General features: G+C 53.3%; 16 protein-coding genes. 8 read left to right on the forward strand and 8 right to left on the reverse strand.

The features are described 5' to 3' along the window. The first annotated feature begins 302 nt into the window (after window positions 1-302). The 8 genes from thiC (at window position 303) to FDX14_RS21420 (ending at window position 7,110) form a co-directional block, all read left to right on the forward strand. Complete coding sequence (gene thiC, locus FDX14_RS21385) at window positions 303-2,201, forward strand: phosphomethylpyrimidine synthase ThiC (RefSeq protein WP_137350201.1); 1,899 nt, start codon at window positions 303-305, stop codon at window positions 2,199-2,201. After that, window positions 2,201-2,836: a thiamine phosphate synthase gene (gene thiE / locus FDX14_RS21390; RefSeq protein ID WP_079225693.1), complete on the forward strand. Its 636-nt coding sequence runs from the start codon at window positions 2,201-2,203 to the stop codon at window positions 2,834-2,836. Before thiC ends, thiE begins: the two co-directional genes overlap by 1 nt. Then, window positions 2,829-3,587 carry a HesA/MoeB/ThiF family protein gene (locus FDX14_RS21395; protein WP_079225694.1) on the forward strand — a complete coding sequence of 253 codons (759 nt, stop codon included), beginning with the start codon at window positions 2,829-2,831 and terminating at the stop codon, window positions 3,585-3,587. Before thiE ends, FDX14_RS21395 begins: the two co-directional genes overlap by 8 nt. After that, window positions 3,568-3,768, forward strand: a complete 201-nt coding sequence (thiS, locus tag FDX14_RS21400; protein WP_001166833.1) for a sulfur carrier protein ThiS — start codon at window positions 3,568-3,570, stop codon at window positions 3,766-3,768. The genes FDX14_RS21395 and thiS overlap by 20 nt, the downstream gene beginning before the upstream one ends. A gap of 1 nt (window position 3,769) precedes the next feature. After that, complete coding sequence (gene thiG, locus FDX14_RS21405) at window positions 3,770-4,540, forward strand: thiazole synthase (RefSeq protein ID WP_137350202.1); 771 nt, start codon at window positions 3,770-3,772, stop codon at window positions 4,538-4,540. Next, window positions 4,537-5,670: a 2-iminoacetate synthase ThiH gene (thiH, locus tag FDX14_RS21410; protein ID WP_061381959.1), complete on the forward strand. Its 1,134-nt coding sequence runs from the start codon at window positions 4,537-4,539 to the stop codon at window positions 5,668-5,670. Before thiG ends, thiH begins: the two co-directional genes overlap by 4 nt. Before the next feature lie 812 nt (window positions 5,671-6,482). Next, a complete protein-coding gene (locus FDX14_RS21415; protein ID WP_042314237.1) occupies window positions 6,483-6,788 on the forward strand; it encodes a PTS sugar transporter subunit IIB in 306 nt (101 codons plus the stop codon). Between the two features lie 4 nt (window positions 6,789-6,792). Continuing rightward, window positions 6,793-7,110: a PTS lactose/cellobiose transporter subunit IIA gene (locus FDX14_RS21420; protein ID WP_042314239.1), complete on the forward strand. Its 318-nt coding sequence runs from the start codon at window positions 6,793-6,795 to the stop codon at window positions 7,108-7,110. Between the two features lie 118 nt (window positions 7,111-7,228). On the opposite strand, the gene rpoC is transcribed toward FDX14_RS21420, so the two are convergent. The 8 genes from rpoC to secE all read right to left on the reverse strand — a co-directional run bounded on the left by rpoC (window position 7,229) and on the right by secE (window position 19,328). Continuing rightward, the gene (gene rpoC, locus FDX14_RS21425; RefSeq protein ID WP_038636118.1) at window positions 7,229-11,452 is read right to left on the reverse strand and encodes a DNA-directed RNA polymerase subunit beta'; all 4,224 of its coding nucleotides are present in this window, start codon (window positions 11,450-11,452) and stop codon (window positions 7,229-7,231) included. Between the two features lie 76 nt (window positions 11,453-11,528). After that, window positions 11,529-15,557, reverse strand: coding sequence for a DNA-directed RNA polymerase subunit beta (gene rpoB / locus FDX14_RS21430; RefSeq protein ID WP_003033111.1), 4,029 nt, complete (start codon window positions 15,555-15,557; stop codon window positions 11,529-11,531). 320 nt (window positions 15,558-15,877) lie between these two features. Further along, window positions 15,878-16,243, reverse strand: coding sequence for a 50S ribosomal protein L7/L12 (rplL, locus tag FDX14_RS21435; protein WP_000028882.1), 366 nt, complete (start codon window positions 16,241-16,243; stop codon window positions 15,878-15,880). Window positions 16,244-16,309: 66 nt separating this feature from the next. Next, window positions 16,310-16,807 (reverse strand): 50S ribosomal protein L10, encoded by a 498-nt coding sequence (gene rplJ, locus FDX14_RS21440; RefSeq protein WP_005132895.1) that lies wholly within the window; start codon window positions 16,805-16,807, stop codon window positions 16,310-16,312. Between the two features lie 293 nt (window positions 16,808-17,100). After that, on the reverse strand, window positions 17,101-17,808 hold the full coding sequence (gene rplA / locus FDX14_RS21445) for a 50S ribosomal protein L1 (protein ID WP_042314242.1): 708 nt from the start codon (window positions 17,806-17,808) through the stop codon (window positions 17,101-17,103). Between the two features lie 3 nt (window positions 17,809-17,811). Then, window positions 17,812-18,240 (reverse strand): 50S ribosomal protein L11, encoded by a 429-nt coding sequence (rplK, locus tag FDX14_RS21450; RefSeq protein ID WP_038636105.1) that lies wholly within the window; start codon window positions 18,238-18,240, stop codon window positions 17,812-17,814. Window positions 18,241-18,397: 157 nt separating this feature from the next. Next, entirely contained in the window at window positions 18,398-18,943 is a 546-nt protein-coding gene (gene nusG, locus FDX14_RS21455) for a transcription termination/antitermination protein NusG (protein ID WP_003033125.1), read from the reverse strand. 1 nt (window position 18,944) lies between these two features. After that, a complete protein-coding gene (gene secE / locus FDX14_RS21460; RefSeq protein WP_003033128.1) occupies window positions 18,945-19,328 on the reverse strand; it encodes a preprotein translocase subunit SecE in 384 nt (127 codons plus the stop codon). Between the last annotated feature and the right edge of the window lie 259 nt (window positions 19,329-19,587).

Below are 19,587 nucleotides of genomic sequence, written 5' to 3' on the forward strand. Positions count from 1 at the left end.
CTTGTCGGAGTGCTTATTTTCCACAAAAGCATTCGTGATGCGTCAAGGCGGCAAGTCAGTGAATCTCCAGGAGCTTACCTAAGTAAGTGACTGGAGTGAGCGGACGAAGCCAACAAAGAGGCAGCGCGAAGGATGACGTGGAAAAGGCTGAGACCGTTAATTCGGGATCCGCGGAACCTGATCAGGTTAAAACCTGCGAAGGGAACAAGAGTCAATCTGCAACCGCATCGCCCTTGGGCGATCGTCTCTCTTGCTTCATCCGTCGTCTGACAAGCCACGTCCTTACTTTTTTGGAATGAGCTATGTCTGTCACTACTAAACCATCACGCCGCGAACAACGCGCCCAGGCGCAACACTTTATCAATACGCTGGAAGGGACCGCCTTTCCTGAGTCAAAACGCATCTATATCACCGGTTCACAGCCGGATATCCGCATTCCGATGCGCGAGATCCAACTGAGCCCAACGCTCATCGGCGGCAGTAAAGACAACCCGCAGTTTGAAGAGAACGAAGCCGTGCCGGTGTACGACACCTCCGGGCCGTATGGCGATCCTGAGGTGGCGATTAACGTCCAGCAGGGTCTGGCGAAACTGCGACAGCCGTGGATTGACGCACGTAACGATAGCGAAGAATTAGACGACCGTAGTTCCGCTTACACCAAAGAACGTCTGGCCGACGATGGCCTGGACGATCTGCGTTTTACCGGCCTGCTGACGCCGAAACGCGCCAAAGCGGGCAAGCGCGTCACCCAGTTACACTACGCCCGCCAGGGGATCGTCACTCCCGAAATGGAGTTCATCGCCATCCGTGAAAATATGGGCCGTGAGCGCATTCGCAGTGAAGTGCTGCGCCACCAGCATCCGGGCATGAACTTTGGCGCGCGCCTGCCGGAAAACATTACGCCGGAATTCGTGCGTGATGAAGTCGCCGCGGGCCGCGCGATTATCCCTGCCAACATCAACCACCCGGAATCGGAGCCGATGATTATCGGCCGCAACTTCCTGGTCAAAGTGAATGCCAATATCGGCAACTCAGCGGTGACCTCCTCCATCGAAGAAGAGGTGGAAAAATTGGTGTGGGCGACGCGCTGGGGGGCGGATACAGTGATGGACCTCTCCACCGGCCGCTATATCCACGAAACCCGCGAGTGGATTTTGCGTAACAGTCCGGTACCGATCGGTACTGTACCGATCTACCAGGCGCTCGAGAAGGTCAACGGGATCGCCGAAGATCTCACCTGGGAAGCCTTCCGCGACACGCTGCTGGAGCAGGCTGAACAGGGCGTCGACTACTTCACCATCCACGCGGGCGTGCTGCTGCGCTACGTGCCGATGACCGCCAAACGTCTGACCGGCATTGTCTCACGCGGCGGTTCAATTATGGCGAAATGGTGCCTTTCTCATCACAAAGAGAACTTCCTGTTCGAACATTTCCGCGAGATTTGTGAAATCTGCGCCGCCTACGACGTTTCCCTGTCGCTGGGCGACGGCCTGCGTCCCGGCTCCATTCAGGACGCCAACGACGAAGCGCAGTTCTCCGAGCTGCATACGCTGGGCGAGCTGACCAAAATCGCCTGGGAATACGACGTGCAGGTGATGATTGAAGGCCCGGGACACGTGCCGATGCATATGATTCAGCGCAACATGACCGAAGAGCTGGAGAGCTGCCACGAAGCGCCGTTCTACACTTTGGGGCCGTTGACCACCGACATCGCGCCGGGCTATGACCACTTCACCTCCGGCATTGGTGCCGCGATGATCGGCTGGTTTGGCTGCGCGATGCTGTGTTATGTGACGCCGAAAGAACACCTCGGCCTGCCGAACAAAGAAGATGTGAAGCAGGGGCTAATCACCTACAAAATCGCCGCCCACGCCGCGGATTTAGCCAAAGGACATCCGGGCGCGCAGATCCGCGATAACGCCATGTCGAAAGCGCGCTTTGAATTCCGCTGGGAAGATCAGTTTAACCTCGCACTCGACCCGTTCACCGCCCGCGCTTATCACGATGAAACCCTGCCGCAGGAGTCCGGTAAGGTCGCTCACTTCTGTTCCATGTGCGGGCCGAAGTTCTGCTCGATGAAAATCAGCCAGGAAGTACGTGACTACGCCGCCGCACAAACCATTGAAGTCGGCATGGCGGATATGTCGGAGAACTTCCGCGCCAAAGGCGGCGAAATTTATCTCAAACGGGAGGAAGCCTGATGTATCAGCCTGATTTCCCAACCGTGCCGTTCCGCCTCGGGCTTTACCCGGTGGTAGACAGCGTTGCATGGATTGAACGCCTGCTGGAGGCGGGCGTACGCACGATCCAGTTGCGTATCAAAGATAAGCGCGATGAAGAGGTGGAAGCCGACGTTATCGCCGCCATCGCACTGGGGCGTCGTTATAACGCCCGTCTGTTTATCAACGATTACTGGCGTCTGGCAATTAAGCACCGCGCTTACGGCGTGCATCTGGGCCAGGAAGACCTTGAAACCACCGACCTGAAGGCCATTCAGGCGGCGGGCTTACGCCTCGGCGTATCGACTCACGATGATATGGAGATTGACGTCGCACTCGCCGCTAAGCCTTCTTATATCGCGCTCGGCCACGTCTTCCCGACGCAAACCAAGCAGATGCCTTCCGCCCCACAGGGGCTGGCGCAGTTGGCCAGTCATATTGAACGACTGGCGGATTACCCGACCGTGGCCATTGGCGGCATCAACCTTGAACGCGCCGCGTCAGTACTGGCGACCGGCGTCGGTAGCGTGGCTGTGGTTAGCGCCATTACTCAGGCCGCCGACTGGCGCGCCGCTACCGCGCAGTTACTGGATATTGCGGGAGTTGGCGATGAATGACCGCGATTTTATGCGCTACAGCCGGCAAATCCTGCTCGGCGATATCGCCATTGAAGGCCAGCAAAAGCTGCTCGCGAGTCATGTACTGATCGTAGGTTTAGGCGGGTTAGGCTCGCCTGCCGCGCTGTATCTGGCAGGAGCAGGCATCGGCAAACTGACTCTGGTAGACGATGACGACATTCATCTGAGCAATTTGCAGCGCCAGATTCTATTTACCACTGATGATATCGCGCGTTCAAAATCTCAGGTTGCCCAGCAGCGCCTGACACGGCTCAACCCGGATATCGAACTGGTCTCGCTCCAGCAGCGACTAAAAGGCGATGCGCTCCGGCATGCGGTCTCGCGAGCCGACGTGGTGCTCGACTGTACCGATAACATGGCGACGCGCCAGGAGATTAACGCCGCCTGTGTGGCGCTCAACACTCCGTTAATTTCCGCCAGCGCCGTCGGCTTTGGCGGCCAACTGATGGTCCTCACGCCACCGTGGGAACAAGGCTGTTACCGCTGCCTGTGGCCAGATGATGTGGAGCCGGAACGCAACTGCCGCACCGCTGGGGTGCTCGGTCCGGTGGTGGGCGTGATGGGTACCTTGCAGGCGCTCGAGGCGATTAAATTACTCAGCGGAATTGAAACACCAAGCGGGCAGCTACGTCTGTTTGACGGCAAAACCAGCCAGTGGCGCAGCCTCGCGCTGCGTCGCGCCAGTGGCTGTCAGGTATGCGGAGGGCAGCATGCAAATTCAATTCAATGATGAGCCGATGCAGTGCGCCGCAGGGCAAACCGTCAGCGGGCTGCTTATCCAGCTCAACCAGCTCAAACCGGGCGCAGCGCTGGCGCTCAATCAGCAGATCCTGCCGCGCGAGCAGTGGGAACAGCAAATCGTGCAGGAAGGCGACCAGATCCTGCTTTTTCAGGTTATTGCAGGGGGTTGAGATGTTACGTATTGCCGACAAAACGTTTGATTCACATCTGTTCACCGGTACCGGGAAGTTTGCCTCATCGCAACTGATGGTCGAGGCAATTCGCGCTTCCGGCAGCCAACTGGTGACGCTGGCGATGAAGCGCGTGGACCTGCGCCAGCACAACGATGCGATTCTGGCGCCGCTGATTGAAGCGGGCGTCACGCTGCTGCCCAATACCTCCGGGGCGAAAACCGCTGAAGAGGCAATCTTCGCCGCCCAACTGGCGCGGGAAGCGCTGGGCACCCACTGGCTGAAATTAGAAATCCATCCGGATGCCCGCTGGCTATTACCGGACCCGATCGAAACGCTAAAAGCTGCCGAGGCGCTGGTGAAGCAGGGCTTCGTGGTGCTGCCCTACTGCGGCGCGGATCCGGTTTTGTGCAAGCGGCTGGAAGAGGTCGGCTGCGCGGCGGTGATGCCGCTTGGCGCGCCTATCGGTTCTAACCAGGGGCTGGAAACCAAAGCGATGCTGGAGATTATTATCCAGCAGGCGACCGTGCCGGTGGTGGTCGACGCCGGGATCGGCGTGCCCAGCCACGTGGCGCAGGCGCTGGAAATAGGCGCCGACGCGGTGCTGGTCAATACGGCGATCGCCGTGGCGGACGATCCGGTGATGATGGCGACAGCGTTCCGTCTGGCTGTTGAAGCAGGCTTGCTGGCTCGCCAGGCGGTACCCGGAAGCAAAAGTTCACACGCAAGCGCCACCAGCCCATTAACCGGATTCCTGGAGGCTTTCTCATGAAAACGTTCAGCGACCGCTGGCGACAGTTGGACTGGGACGACATCCGCCTGCGCATCAATGGTAAAACCGCCGCTGACGTGGAACGCGCGCTTAACGCTCCACAGCTTAATCGGGACGATCTGATGGCGCTGCTCTCCCCCGCCGCCGCCGATTACCTTGAACCGCTGGCGCAGCGGGCGCAAAGGCTGACTCGCCAGCGCTTCGGCAACACCGTCAGTTTTTACGTGCCGCTTTATCTCTCAAACCTCTGCGCCAATGACTGCACCTACTGCGGTTTTTCTATGAGCAACCGCATCAAACGTAAGACGCTGGACGAGGCAGAAATCGCCCGCGAGTGCGCCGCCATCCGCGAGTTGGGTTTTGAACACCTGTTGCTGGTTACCGGCGAGCATCAGAGCAAAGTGGGTATGGACTACTTTCGCCGCCATCTCCCGGCCATTCGCCAGCAGTTCTCATCGCTGCATATGGAAGTGCAGCCGCTGGCAATTGAGGAGTATGCCGAGCTGAAGACGCTGGGGCTGGACGGAGTGATGGTGTATCAGGAGAGCTATCATGAAGCGACTTATGCCCATCATCATTTAAAGGGGAAAAAGCAGGATTTCTTCTGGCGGCTGGAAACACCGGACAGGCTGGGCCGTGCTGGAATCGATAAAATCGGTCTTGGCGCGCTGATTGGTTTGTCTGACAGCTGGCGGGTAGATTGTTATATGGTCGCCGAACATCTGCTGTGGATGCAGCAGCATTACTGGCAGAGCCGCTACTCCATCTCCTTTCCTCGTCTGCGCCCATGCACCGGGGGCGTTGAACCCGCATCCATCATGGACGAGCGACAGTTGCTCCAGACCATTTGCGCGTTTCGTTTACTGGCACCGGAAATTGAGCTGTCGCTCTCCACCCGCGAATCCCCCTGGTTTCGTGACCATGTGATCCCGCTGGCGATCAACAATGTCAGCGCCTTCTCGAAAACCCAGCCCGGCGGTTATGCCGATAACCATCCAGAGCTGGAACAGTTCGCCCCGCACGATGACCGTCGCCCCGAAGCCGTTGCTGAAGCACTCATGGCGCAGGGATTACAGCCCGTGTGGAAAGACTGGGACAGCTATCTGGGGCGCGCTGCGCAGATACCGTAAACCCGGAGCGATCGCATTAAACAAAAGCCCTGACTATTGCAGTCAGGGCTTTAAGTTACTACAAACTTCAGATTTAACATTAATAAACTTAACGATTTAGTACTGCTGATGGTACTACTTTAAAATGTACAGGTTTACCACAGATAATATTGGATATTGATGCTAACTAAAACTTTCCTCTATTTACCGTTAAACACATTCCACCGGCTTGATAATAGAACTCAAGGCTGGTGACCTAAACAAGTACACTTCCCCTCGCGACATATACTCTTTGATGCGTTGCCTTATTTCCCTTGCGATAAACAGAAAACATGAATCGCAAATATTTACGTTTAAATCATGGCGTTACATCGTCGCGTTTTACTAACTTTTTGCGATTAGATAAATCAACTACGTGGCCTGAAAGCATTGTCGAAGTGAAAAAATAGCGTTTTCAGCATCGACTATCCCAAACAAAAAATACTTCGTGGCCTTTATCGCAACCCCCAATAAAGCTTTACTAACACTTACTACGTTAACAGCAAACTACTATTTCCCTGCTGTTAAGCATTAACATACGGGTTTAAAAAACGCTGTCAATACTGTTTTTTATAACATGTTTTTATTGACAGTAATTATATACTCCTGCATGTGATAAGCGAGCCAAAAGCCGCCAACCTCGGTACTGATCGTTGAGTTTTGCCTCTTTTTGTAACCGGTTTCAGAAAAAGTGGTTTTCTTTGTGATGCCTTACACACAATCGTTGCAAAGCAGTTGTTGCTACAGCTGGCTCGCGATAATTATCAACCCACACATGTTGAGCGAGACTGCTTATGAAAAACATCGTTTTATGCTGTGCCGCCGGAATGTCCACCAGCATGCTGGTACAAAAGATGAAAGATGCCGCCCAGAAAAAAGGTGTCGACGTCACGATCAAAGCTGTCCCGGTGGCTGAGTTTGAAGATAATATCGCCACTGCAGATATCGTGTTGCTTGGTCCACAGGTTAAATATGAGCAGGCCAAGCTGCAGGCGCTCGCCGACCCGCTAGGCAAAAAAGTTGCCGTTATCGATATGATGGATTACGGCATGATGAAAGGTGATGCCGTACTGGAAAAAGCGCTGAAACTACTGGAGTGATGATATGGAAGAGTTAGAAACGATCATCATGGAATTATTGGTCAACGCCGGAGCCGCTCGCAGTCAGGCACTGACAGCGCTACAACTGGCGCGTAAAGGTGACTTTACTGGTGCGGAACAAGCAATGGTGGAATCACGCGAGTACGTCAAACAGGCACATAAAATCCAGACCCAACTGATCGGGATCGACGAAGGCACAGGCAAACTACCGGTCAACCTCATTACCGTACATTCGCAGGACCATCTGATGAACGCGATGGTGATTCAGGATTTGGCGGGCGACATGATTGAGCTTTATCGGCGGTTACCACCGTTAAATTAATGACACTGCCGGATGGCGGCTTTGTAACCGCACAGGCCGGATAAGATCAGCGCCATCAGGCATAACATAGACATAAAAAAACCCGCCGAAGCGGGTTTTTTAGTATGGTCAGCAACGATTAATCGTTGTCAGAGCCGCCCAGGCCTGCGTTCAGCAGTTCTGCCAGGCTGGCAGACGCATCTTCAGCAGTCACCTGCGGAGCAGCTGGCAGTTCGCCCGCTGCGCGACGGCGCATACGATCCTGGTGGTACGCGTAACCGGTACCGGCCGGGATCAGACGACCCACGATGACGTTCTCTTTCAGACCGCGCAGTTCGTCGCGTTTGCCCGCAACGGCTGCTTCGGTCAGCACGCGAGTGGTCTCCTGGAACGATGCCGCGGAGATGAACGACTCAGTTGCCAGAGACGCTTTGGTGATACCCAGCAGATCGCGGGAGAAGGTTGCGCCCACTTTGCCGTTCGCTTCCAGCTCGCGGTTAGCGATCTTGACGCGGGAGTATTCAACCTGCTCGCCTTCCAGGAAGTCGGAGCTACCAGCGCTTTCGATGGTGGCTTTACGCAGCATCTGACGAACGATAACTTCGATGTGTTTATCGTTAATCTTAACACCCTGCAGACGGTATACGTCCTGAACTTCGTTAACGATGTAACGAGTTACAGCATGCACACCACGCAAACGCAGGATGTCGTGCGGCGCTTCCGGACCGTCGGAAACCACGTCACCACGTTCTACACGTTCACCTTCGAACACGTTAAGCTGACGCCATTTCGGAATCATCTCTTCGTAAGGTTCGCTACCGTCTACCGGGGTGATAACCAGACGACGCTTGCCTTTGGTTTCTTTACCGAAGGAAATGATGCCGCTGATTTCAGCCAGGATTGCCGGCTCTTTCGGACGACGTGCTTCGAACAGGTCCGCAACGCGCGGCAGACCACCGGTGATGTCCTTGGTACCACCGGATTCCTGCGGAACACGGGCCAGGGTGTCACCAGAGCTGATCTGTACGCCATCTTCCAGCTGAACAATCGCTTTACCCGGCAGGAAGTACTGAGCCGGCATATCGGTGCCTGGGATCAGAACGTCGTTGCCCTGAGCGTCAACAATTTTCAGTGCCGGACGCAGGTCTTTACCACCCGACGTACGCTCTGCAGAATCCAGAACGACCAGAGAAGACAGACCGGTCAGCTCGTCGGTCTGACGAGTAATGGTCTGACCGTCGATCATGTCAGTGAAGCGGACAAAACCACTCACTTCGGTGATAACCGGCATGGTGTGCGGATCCCAGTTCGCTACGGTTTCGCCGCCAGCAACCTGTTCGCCATCACCTTTCGCCATAACGGAGCCGTAAGGCACTTTATAGCTTTCTTTGGTACGACCGAATTCGTCGATCAGTTTCAGTTCGGTGTTACGTGAGGTGATAACCAGTTTACCGCTGGAGTTAACAACCGACTTCGCGTTGCTCAGACGGATGCTACCTTTGTTTTTCACCTGGATGCTGGATTCAGCAGCCGCACGAGATGCCGCACCACCGATGTGGAACGTACGCATCGTCAGCTGTGTACCCGGTTCACCGATGGACTGTGCCGCGATAACGCCGATTGCTTCACCTTTGTTGATGATGTGGCCACGCGCCAGGTCACGACCGTAGCAGTGCGCACATACACCAAAGTCGGTGTCACAGGATACAACGGAACGGACTTTCACGGAGTCAACGGAGTTCTCTTCCAGCAGGTCACACCACTGTTCGTGCAGCAGCGTGTTGCGTGGAACCAGAATATCCGCGGTACCCGGCTTCAGAACGTCTTCAGCAGTCACACGACCCAGAACGCGATCGCGCAGCGGCTCTTTAACGTCACCACCCTCGATAACCGGGGTCATGGTGATGCCTTCCAGAGTGCCGCAATCGTCCTCAGTAACAACCAGGTCCTGCGCAACGTCAACCAGACGACGCGTCAGATAACCGGAGTTCGCTGTTTTCAGTGCGGTATCTGCCAGACCTTTACGCGCACCGTGAGTAGAGATGAAGTACTGGAGTACGTTCAGACCTTCACGAAAGTTCGCGGTGATTGGCGTTTCGATGATGGAGCCATCTGGCTTCGCCATCAGACCACGCATACCAGCCAACTGACGAATCTGTGCTGCAGAACCACGCGCACCGGAGTCGGCCATCATGTAAATGCTGTTGAAGGAAACTTGCTGCTCTTCTACGCCGTCACGGTTAATAACGGTTTCAGTTTGCAGGTTATCCATCATCGCTTTGGATACACGATCGTTCGCCGCAGCCCAGATATCGATAACTTTGTTATAGCGTTCGCCAGCGGTTACCAGACCAGACTGGAACTGCTCCTGGATCTCAGCAACTTCAGCTTCCGCTTCAGAGATGATCTCGTGTTTCTTCTCTGGGATGACCATGTCATCAATACCAACAGATGCACCTGAACGCGCTGCATAAGCAAAGCCGGTGTACATTGTCTGGTCAGCGAAGATAACAGTCGGCTTCAGGCCCAGAATGCGGTAACAGGTGTTCAGCATTTTGGAGATGGCTTTCTTGCCCAGCGCCTGGTTGACGATGGAGAAAGGCAGACCTTTCGGTACGATCATCCACAGAATGGCGCGACCAATGGTCGTGTCTTTCAGGCTGGTGTGCGCAACGAATTCGCCGTTTTCATCTTTTTCATATTCAGTGATACGCACTTTAACGCGCGCATGCAGAGAGGCCAGGCCAGCGCGATAGATACGCTCTGCTTCTTTCGGGCCAGTCAGCACCATGCCTTCGCCTTTGGCGTTAACACAGTCACGGGTCATGTAATACAGACCCAATACAACGTCCTGAGACGGAACGATGATAGGTTCGCCGTTCGCCGGAGACAGGATGTTGTTGGTAGACATCATCAGCGCACGCGCTTCGAGCTGGGCTTCCAGCGTCAGCGGTACGTGAACAGCCATCTGGTCACCATCGAAGTCGGCGTTATATGCCGCACAAACCAGCGGATGCAGCTGGATAGCTTTACCTTCGATCAGTACCGGTTCAAATGCCTGGATACCCAGACGGTGCAGGGTTGGTGCACGGTTCAGCAGTACCGGGTGTTCGCGGATAACTTCGTCCAGGATATCCCAAACGACAGCTTCTTCACGCTCAACCATTTTCTTAGCGGCTTTGATGGTGGTGGCGAGGCCACGCAGTTCCAGCTTGCCGTAGATGAACGGTTTGAACAGTTCCAGTGCCATTTTCTTCGGCAGACCGCACTGATGCAGACGCAGGTATGGACCTACGGTGATTACAGAACGACCGGAGTAGTCAACACGCTTACCGAGCAGGTTCTGACGGAAACGACCCTGTTTACCTTTGATCATGTCAGCCAAAGATTTCAGAGGACGTTTGTTAGAACCGGTGATCGCACGACCGCGACGACCGTTATCCAGCAGGGCGTCAACCGCTTCCTGCAGCATACGTTTTTCGTTGCGTACGATGATGTCCGGCGCAGCCAGATCCAGCAGACGTTTCAGACGGTTGTTACGGTTGATCACGCGACGGTACAGATCGTTCAGATCTGACGTTGCGAAACGACCACCATCGAGCGGAACCAGCGGACGCAGATCTGGCGGCAGAACCGGCAGAACGGTCAGGATCATCCACTCTGGCTTGTTGCCAGACTGTACGAAAGCTTCCAGCAGTTTGATACGCTTGGTCAGCTTCTTACGCTTGGTTTCGGAGTTGGTTTCGTTCAGCTCTTCGCGCAGAGTTTCACACTCTTGCTCCAGATCCATGCTCTTCAGCAGGGCCTGAATAGCTTCCGCACCCATCTTCGCGTCGAATTCGTCACCGAACTCTTCCAGCGCGTCCAGATACTGCTCTTCAGTCAGGATCTGTTGACGTTCCAGGTTGGTCATACCGCCTTCGATAACCACATAAGATTCGAAGTACAGTACGCGTTCGATATCGCGCAGCGGCATATCGAGCAGCAAACCGATACGGGACGGCAGCGATTTCAGGAACCAGATATGCGCGGTCGGAGACGCCAGCTCGATGTGGCCCATACGCTCACGGCGTACTTTGGTCTGGGTCACTTCAACGCCGCACTTCTCACAGATCACACCACGATGTTTCAGGCGCTTGTACTTACCGCACAGGCACTCGTAGTCTTTTACCGGCCCAAAGATACGGGCGCAGAAAAGGCCGTCACGCTCAGGTTTGAACGTACGGTAGTTGATGGTTTCCGGCTTCTTAACTTCACCGAAAGACCATGAACGGATCATGTCTGGCGAGGCCAGAGCAATTTTGATCGCATCAAACTCTTCGGTTTTAGTCTGCGCTTTCAGAAACTTTAATAAATCTTTCACGGATTTGCTCCCGTCGGAGTTAGCACAATCTGGCGCTGGCTGTTACGCCAGCACCAGTGACCTGTTTGATCGAGAGTTACTCGTCTTCCAGCTCGATGTTGATACCCAGAGAACGAATCTCTTTCAACAGTACGTTGAAGGATTCCGGCATGCCTGGTTCCATCTGATGGTTGCCGTCCACGATGTTTTTATACATCTTAGTACGACCATTCACGTCATCAGACTTAACGGTGAGCATTTCCTGCAGGGTGTATGCCGCGCCATATGCTTCCAGCGCCCACACTTCCATCTCCCCGAAGCGCTGACCACCGAACTGAGCCTTACCACCCAGCGGCTGCTGAGTAACAAGGCTGTAAGAACCGGTAGAACGCGCGTGCATCTTGTCATCAACCAGGTGGTTCAGTTTCAGCATGTACATGTAGCCAACGGTAACCTGGCGCTCGAACTGCTCACCGGTACGACCGTCGAACAGGGTAATCTGACCGGAAGTCGGCAGGCCACCCAGCTGTAACAGTTCCTTGATTTCAGACTCTTTCGCACCGTCGAATACCGGCGTTGCGATCGGCATACCTTTTTTCAGGTTTTCAGCCAGACGCAGAACTTCTTCATCGCTGAAGGTATTCAGGTCAACTTTCTGACGAACATCTGAACCCAGATCGTAAGCACGCTGGATGAATTCGCGCAGTTTGGCGACTTCCTGCTGCTGTTTCAGCATGGCGTTGATCTTATCGCCGATACCTTTCGCAGCCATACCCAGGTGGGTTTCAAGGATCTGACCGATGTTCATACGCGATGGTACGCCCAGCGGGTTCAGTACGATATCTACCGGCGTACCGTTAGCATCGTGTGGCATATCTTCGATCGGGTTGATCTTAGAGATTACACCCTTGTTACCGTGACGACCTGCCATCTTATCACCAGGCTGGATCCGACGTTTAACCGCCAGATAAACCTTAACAATCTTCAGCACGCCCGGTGCCAGATCGTCGCCCTGAGTAATTTTACGGCGTTTCGCTTCGAGTTTTTTCTCGAACTCGTGTTTCAGTTCGTCGTACTGCTCAGCCAGTTGTTCCAGCTGATTTTGTTTCTCTTCGTCGGTCAGGCCGAGTTCTAACCAGCGGTCACGCGGCAGTTTGTCGAGCTTCTCAGCTTCAACACCACCGGAAACCAGCACAGCGTAGATACGGCTGAACAGGCCAGCTTCGAGGATCTGCAGTTCTTCAGACAGGTCTTTCTTAGCCTGCTTCAGCTGCATCTCTTCGATTTCCAGCGCACGTTTGTCTTTTTCTACGCCATCGCGAGTAAAGACCTGAACGTCGATAATCGTACCGGAAACACCGTTTGGCACGCGCAGAGAAGAGTCTTTAACGTCAGACGCTTTCTCACCGAAGATCGCACGCAGCAGTTTCTCTTCTGGCGTCAGCTGGGTTTCACCTTTCGGCGTTACCTTACCAACCAGAATGTCGCCACCGGTCACTTCCGCACCGATATAAACGATACCGGATTCATCCAGTTTGGAGAGCGCAGCTTCACCCACGTTCGGGATGTCAGCGGTGATCTCTTCCGGCCCCAGCTTGGTGTCACGGGACACACATGCCAGTTCCTGAATGTGGATGGTGGTGAAACGGTCTTCCTGGACAACACGCTCAGATACGAGGATGGAGTCTTCGAAGTTGTAACCATTCCATGGCATGAATGCCACGCGCATGTTCTGACCCAGCGCCAGTTCACCGAGGTCGGTGGACGGACCGTCTGCCAGCACATCACCACGTTCAACCGGCTCGCCCAGAGATACGCAAGGCATCTGGTTGATACAGGTGTTCTGGTTAGAACGGGTGTATTTAGTCAGGTTATAAATGTCGATACCTGCTTCGCCCGGATACATCTCGTCTTCGTTAACTTTGATAACGATACGGGAAGCATCCACGTACTGAACGGTACCACCACGTTTAGCCACTGCAGTAACACCGGAGTCGACGGCTACAGCACGTTCCATACCGGTACCAACCAGCGGCTTATCAGCGCGCAGAGTCGGAACGGCCTGACGTTGCATGTTCGCACCCATCAATGCACGGTTGGCGTCATCGTGTTCCAGGAACGGGATCAGGGACGCACCGACGGATACCACCTGCTGGGTGGATACGTCCATGTAGTCAACCTGGTCGCGGCTGAACAAGCTGGATTCGCCTTTGCTACGGCAGGTAACCAGATCTTCTACAAAGTGGCCTTCGTCATCCAGGTTGGAGTTCGCCTGAGCGATAACGTAGTTGCCTTCTTCGATAGCAGACAGGTAATGAATTTCGTCAGTAACAACACCGTCGGTCACTTTACGGTACGGAGTCTCGAGGAAGCCGTATTCGTTAGTCTGTGCATACACGGACAGGGAGTTGATCAGACCGATGTTCGGACCTTCAGGTGTTTCGATTGGACATACACGACCGTAGTGAGTCGGGTGTACGTCTCGAACTTCGAAGCCTGCGCGTTCACGGGTCAGACCGCCTGGGCCGAGTGCGGAGATACGACGTTTGTGCGTAATCTCAGACAACGGGTTGTTCTGGTCCATAAACTGAGACAGCTGGCTGGAACCGAAGAACTCTTTCACTGCTGCGGAAATCGGCTTGGCGTTGATCATATCCTGAGGCATCAGGGTATCCAGATCGCCCAGAGACAGACGCTCTTTCACCGCACGCTCAACACGCACCAAGCCAACGCGGAATTGGTTTTCCGCCATTTCGCCTACGGAACGGATACGACGGTTGCCAAGGTGGTCGATATCATCGACTTCGCCTTTACCGTTACGGATATCGATGAGCTTCTTCATCACTTCAATGATGTCGTCTTTGCTCAGGATACCGGAACCTTCGATTTCGTCGCGCAGCAGAGAACGGTTGAACTTCATACGACCAACCGCAGACAGGTCATAGCGGTCTTCGGAGAAGAACAGGTTCTCGAACAGGCTTTCAGCAGCTTCACGAGTCGGCGGCTCACCAGGGCGCATCATGCGGTAGATTTCTACCAGCGCGCTCAGACGATCGTTGGTTGGGTCGACGCGTACAGTTTCAGAAATGTACGGACCGTGGTCCAGATCGTTAGTGAACAGCGTTTCGATACGCTTGTGACCAGACTGGCTCAGCTTAGCCAGCAGATCCAGGCTCAGCTCCATGTTAGCTGCGCAGATCAGCTCGCCAGTAGATTCGTCAACGTAGTCTTTAGCCGCAACTTTACCAGCAATGTATTCAACCGGAACTTCGATATGCTTGATATCGTCTTTTTCCAGCTGGCGAATATGGCGCGCAGTGATGCGACGGCCTTTTTCGACGTAGACTTTGCCGTTAGCTTCAATGTCAAAGGAGGCGGTTTCACCACGCAGGCGTTCCGGCACCAGTTCCATCTGCAGCTTGTTGTCACGAATTTCGAAAACAACTTTTTCAAAGAACAGGTCAAGGATCTGCTCAGTGGTGTAGTTCAGTGCACGCAGAATGATGGTCGCAGGCAGTTTACGGCGACGGTCAATACGTACGAACAGGTTGTCCTTCGGATCGAATTCGAAGTCCAGCCAGGAACCACGGTAAGGAATAATACGCGCGTTATACAGCACTTTACCCGAAGAGTGGGTTTTACCTTTGTCGGAGTCAAAGAAGACGCCAGGACTACGGTGCAGCTGAGAAACGATAACACGCTCAGTACCGTTGATAACAAAGGTACCGTTGTCGGTCATGAGCGGAATTTCGCCCATGTAGACTTCTTGTTCTTTAATGTCTTTTACGGTGCCTTCCGGCGCTTCGCGCTCGTAGATCACCAGACGCAGTTTTACGCGCAGCGGTGCGGAATAGGTCACGCCACGGATCTGACATTCCTGAACGTCAAACACCGGTTCGCCAAGACGGTAGCTGACGTATTGCAGCTCGGAATTACCGCTGTAGCTCTGAATCGGGAAAACGGAACGGAAAGCTGCTTCCAGACCATACTGCCCTTCAGGATCTTGCTCGATGAACTTCTGAAACGAGTCAAGCTGGATAGAAAGGAGATAAGGTATGTCCAACACTTGCGGACGTTTACCAAAATCCTTACGAATACGTTTTTTCTCGGTATAGGAGTAAACCATTAGGGTTCCTCAGCTCGCTGACAAGTCGACCCATCTGTCCATTGAGCGGACAGTTTGTGCAACACTATTTTGTTGACCGGAAAATCGAATACTTTCCGCAATGCCTGTTGCTATCACGCTTAAACCATTTCATTGCGATTTACACAGAACTGACGCTCTGTCGCAGTATATTAAGACGTCGATAGAAACAAGCATTGAAAGGCACAGCAGTAGTCAAACAGTGTGAAACGCTACTGGCGCCTTACAGCGCAAAAAGGCTGGTGACTAAAAAGTCACCAGCCATCAGCCTAATTTCTTAGGCTGCAACCAGAAAAGTTGGCTTATTTAACTTCAACTTCAGCGCCAGCTTCTTCCAGAGATTTTTTCAGTGCTTCTGCGTCGTCTTTGCTCACGCCTTCTTTCAGCGCAGCCGGTGCAGATTCTACCAGGTCTTTAGCTTCTTTCAGACCCAGGCCAGTTGCGCCACGTACTGCTTTGATAACAGCAACTTTGTTAGCGCCAGCAGCTTTCAGAATTACGTCGAATTCAGTTTTTTCTTCAGCAGCTTCAGCCGGGCCAGCAGCTACAGCTACAGCAGCAGCAGCGGAAACACCGAATTTTTCTTCCATTGCAGAAATCAGTTCTACAACGTCCATTACGGACATAGCGGATACTGCTTCAATGATTTGATCTTTAGTGATAGACATTTAAATTGTTCCTGAAAATCAGAATAAGTTTATACGTAAGCAGATGCTTGAGAAAGGTAACTGCAATTAAGCAGCTTCTTTCGCATCGCGTACAGCAGCCAGAGTACGAACCAGTTTGCCAGCCGAAGCTTCTTTCATGGTTGCCATCAGGCGTGCAATTGCTTCTTCGTAGGTCGGCAGAGTTGCCAGGCGATCGATATTCGATGCGGTAATCAACTCACCTTCAAAGGCTGCGGCTTTGACCTCAAATTTTGCATTCGCTTTCGCGAACTCTTTGAACAGACGAGCAGCAGCGCCCGGGTGTTCCATAGAGTATGCAATCAGGGTCGGACCAACAAACGTGTCTTTCAGGCACTCGAACTGAGTACCTTCAACGACGCGGCGCAGCAGGGTGTTACGAACAACACGCATGTATACGCCAGCTTCACGACCTGCTTTACGCAGTTCAGTCATTTTATCTACAGTTACGCCACGGGAATCCGCAACTACTGCAGACAGCGCGCCTTTGGCTACTTCGCTGACTTCAGCAACAATCGCTTGTTTGTCTTGAAGATTTAAAGCCATTAGCTTTGCTCCTGGATGTTTGCCGGAACTCATGTTCCGGAACTCACTTCACTCCCCCCAACGGAGAGAGCGTCTAAATACGGTGAGCAGAAACAAGCCAGAGTATCAGAAATAATCTTAGCGTTCTGTCACCGTCTACGCAGGGCATTAAGTTTCTTGCGAAACACCTGCGGTCTTCGACGGAGGCCTGGATAGGCCAGGCTCCAACGAACAAATCTGTTGTCTATCGGCCGAAGCTAATAGAATCGTGGGCGAAGATTGTAGACAAATTCGCCGCCCACGTAAAGCTAATCTTAGACGTTCGCAGACGCGCTCAGACCAGCCTGATCAACGGCAACACCAGCACCCATGGTGGTGGAGATGCTAACTTTCTTGATGTACACGCCTTTTGCCTGAGTCGGTTTTGCTTTTTTCAGCGCAACCAGCAGAGCTTCCAGGTTTTCTTTCAGTTTGTCAGCGTCAAAATCCACTTTACCGATGGTAGTGTGGATGATGCCGTTTTTGTCGTTACGGTAACGAACCTGACCAGCTTTAGCGTTCTTAACAGCTTCAGCAACGTTAGGAGTTACAGTACCAACTTTCGGGTTTGGCATCAGGCCGCGCGGACCCAGAACCTGACCCAACTGGCCAACAACGCGCATTGCATCCGGGGAAGCAATAACAACGTCAAAGTTCATTTCGCCTTTCTTGATCTGTTCAGCCAGATCTTCCATACCTACCAGCTCAGCGCCTGCAGCTTTAGCAGCTTCAGCGTTTGCGCCCTGGGTAAATACAGCTACGCGAACGGAACGGCCAGTACCGTGCGGCAGTACAGTTGCACCACGTACGTTCTGGTCAGATTTACGAGCGTCGATGCCGAGGTTAACGGCAACGTCCACGCTTTCTACGAATTTAGCAGTGGCCAGCTCTTTCAGCAGAGCAATAGCTTCGTTGATGTCGTACTGTTTAGTTGCATCAACTTTGTCACGGATCACGCGCATACGCTTGGTCAGTTTAGCCATTTCTTAGTCCTCCACTACCAGGCCCATGGAACGTGCAGTACCTTCAATGGAGCGAGTCATCGCTTCAATGTCGGAACCAGTCATGTCGGCAGCTTTGGTCTGCGCGATTTCCTGCAGCTGAGCGCGGGAAATTTTACCCACTTTGTCTTTGTTCGGCTTGCCGGAACCAGACTTGATACCAGCCGCTTTCTTCAGCAGTACTGCTGCCGGAGGCGTTTTGGTAACGAAAGTGAAAGAACGGTCAGCGTAAACGGTGATAACAACCGGGATCGGCAGACCTTTTTCAATGGAATCAGTTTTTGCGTTGAACGCTTTGCAGAATTCCATGATGTTCACGCCTTGTTGACCCAGTGCTGGACCTACTGGCGGACTCGGGTTAGCCATACCAGCTGCAACCTGCAGCTTGACATAGGCCTGGACTTTCTTAGCCATTCTAAATTCCTCTAGTTGGGTTATAGCGCCTCAAAGAAGCTCCCCGTGTTTTTAAATTCGCTTTACGGACAGAGTCCATAAAAACAAAAGGCGCGAAATTGTATTCCAATCTCGCGCCCTGTGCAACGATTAAATCGCCGCTTTTTTGATCGACGTGTTAGGCTTTTTCAACCTGGGCGAAGTCCAGTTCAACCGGAGTCGCACGACCGAAGATAGATACAGAAACTTTCAGACGAGACTTCTCGTAGTCCACTTCTTCAACTACGCCGTTAAAGTCAGCAAACGGACCATCGCTAACGCGGACCATTTCGCCCGGCTCAAACATCGTTTTCGGACGCGGCTTATCACCAACCTGCTGCAGACGGTTCATGATCGCATCAACTTCTTTGTCGCTGATTGGCGCCGGACGGTCAGAAGTACCGCCGATAAAGCCCATCACACGCGGAACGCTGCGCACCAGGTGCCAGCTCGCATCATTCATGACCATCTGGACCAGTACATAGCCCGGGAAGAATTTACGTTCGCTCTTGCGACGCTGGCCACCACGGATCTCGACCACTTCTTCTGTCGGCACCATGACTTCGCCAAACAGCTCTTCCATATTTTGTAACTTGATATATTCGCGCAGCGACGTGGCAACGCGGCCTTCAAAACCGGAAAACGCCTGAACGACGTACCAGCGCTTTTTAGGGGCTTCAGACATCTTAGAACCTCAGGCCAGTGATAAAGGATACCAGGCGAACCAGAATACCATCCAGTCCCCACAGGATCAGTGACATTACTGCGGTAACCGCAGCCACAATTAATGTGGTGTGCAATGTTTCCTGGCGAGTTGGCCAAATGACCTTACGGACTTCGGTTCTCGCTTCACGGGCAAAAGCAACGGTCGCTTTACCTTTTGTTGTCAACAGCGCGACACCACCCGCTGCGGCAATCAGAATCACTACGGCCAGCGCACGCAGCGGCAGCATCATGTCACGATAAAGGTAGTTGCCAACGATAGCTACAAGCAGCAATACAGCGACAACAACCCACTTCATCGCTTCCAGGCCGCGCCCGCTTCCTTGAGCTTCGGTATTCGCACTCATAAACCAACCTGTCAGAAGTATTCTACAAACATTTTCACCCCGCGTAAGCGAGGCGATCCAAACCGAAATGCTCTGGTGCGTTTCGGACTAAACGCCCTCTTCAGAGCCTGTCTCAGCAATGATTATGACAAAAAAAATCACTGATGAGCCAGGTTCTGGTGTGAAAGCGTGCAAAAAGGGCATCAAATGATGCCCTTTTATTGCGCATTGCGTCAAATGTTATTCGGCAATTAGCTCATTACTTTAGCAACAACGCCCG

The sequence above is a fragment of the Citrobacter sp. wls710 genome, assembly GCF_005281115.1.
Classification (GTDB): domain Bacteria; phylum Pseudomonadota; class Gammaproteobacteria; order Enterobacterales; family Enterobacteriaceae; genus Citrobacter; species Citrobacter werkmanii.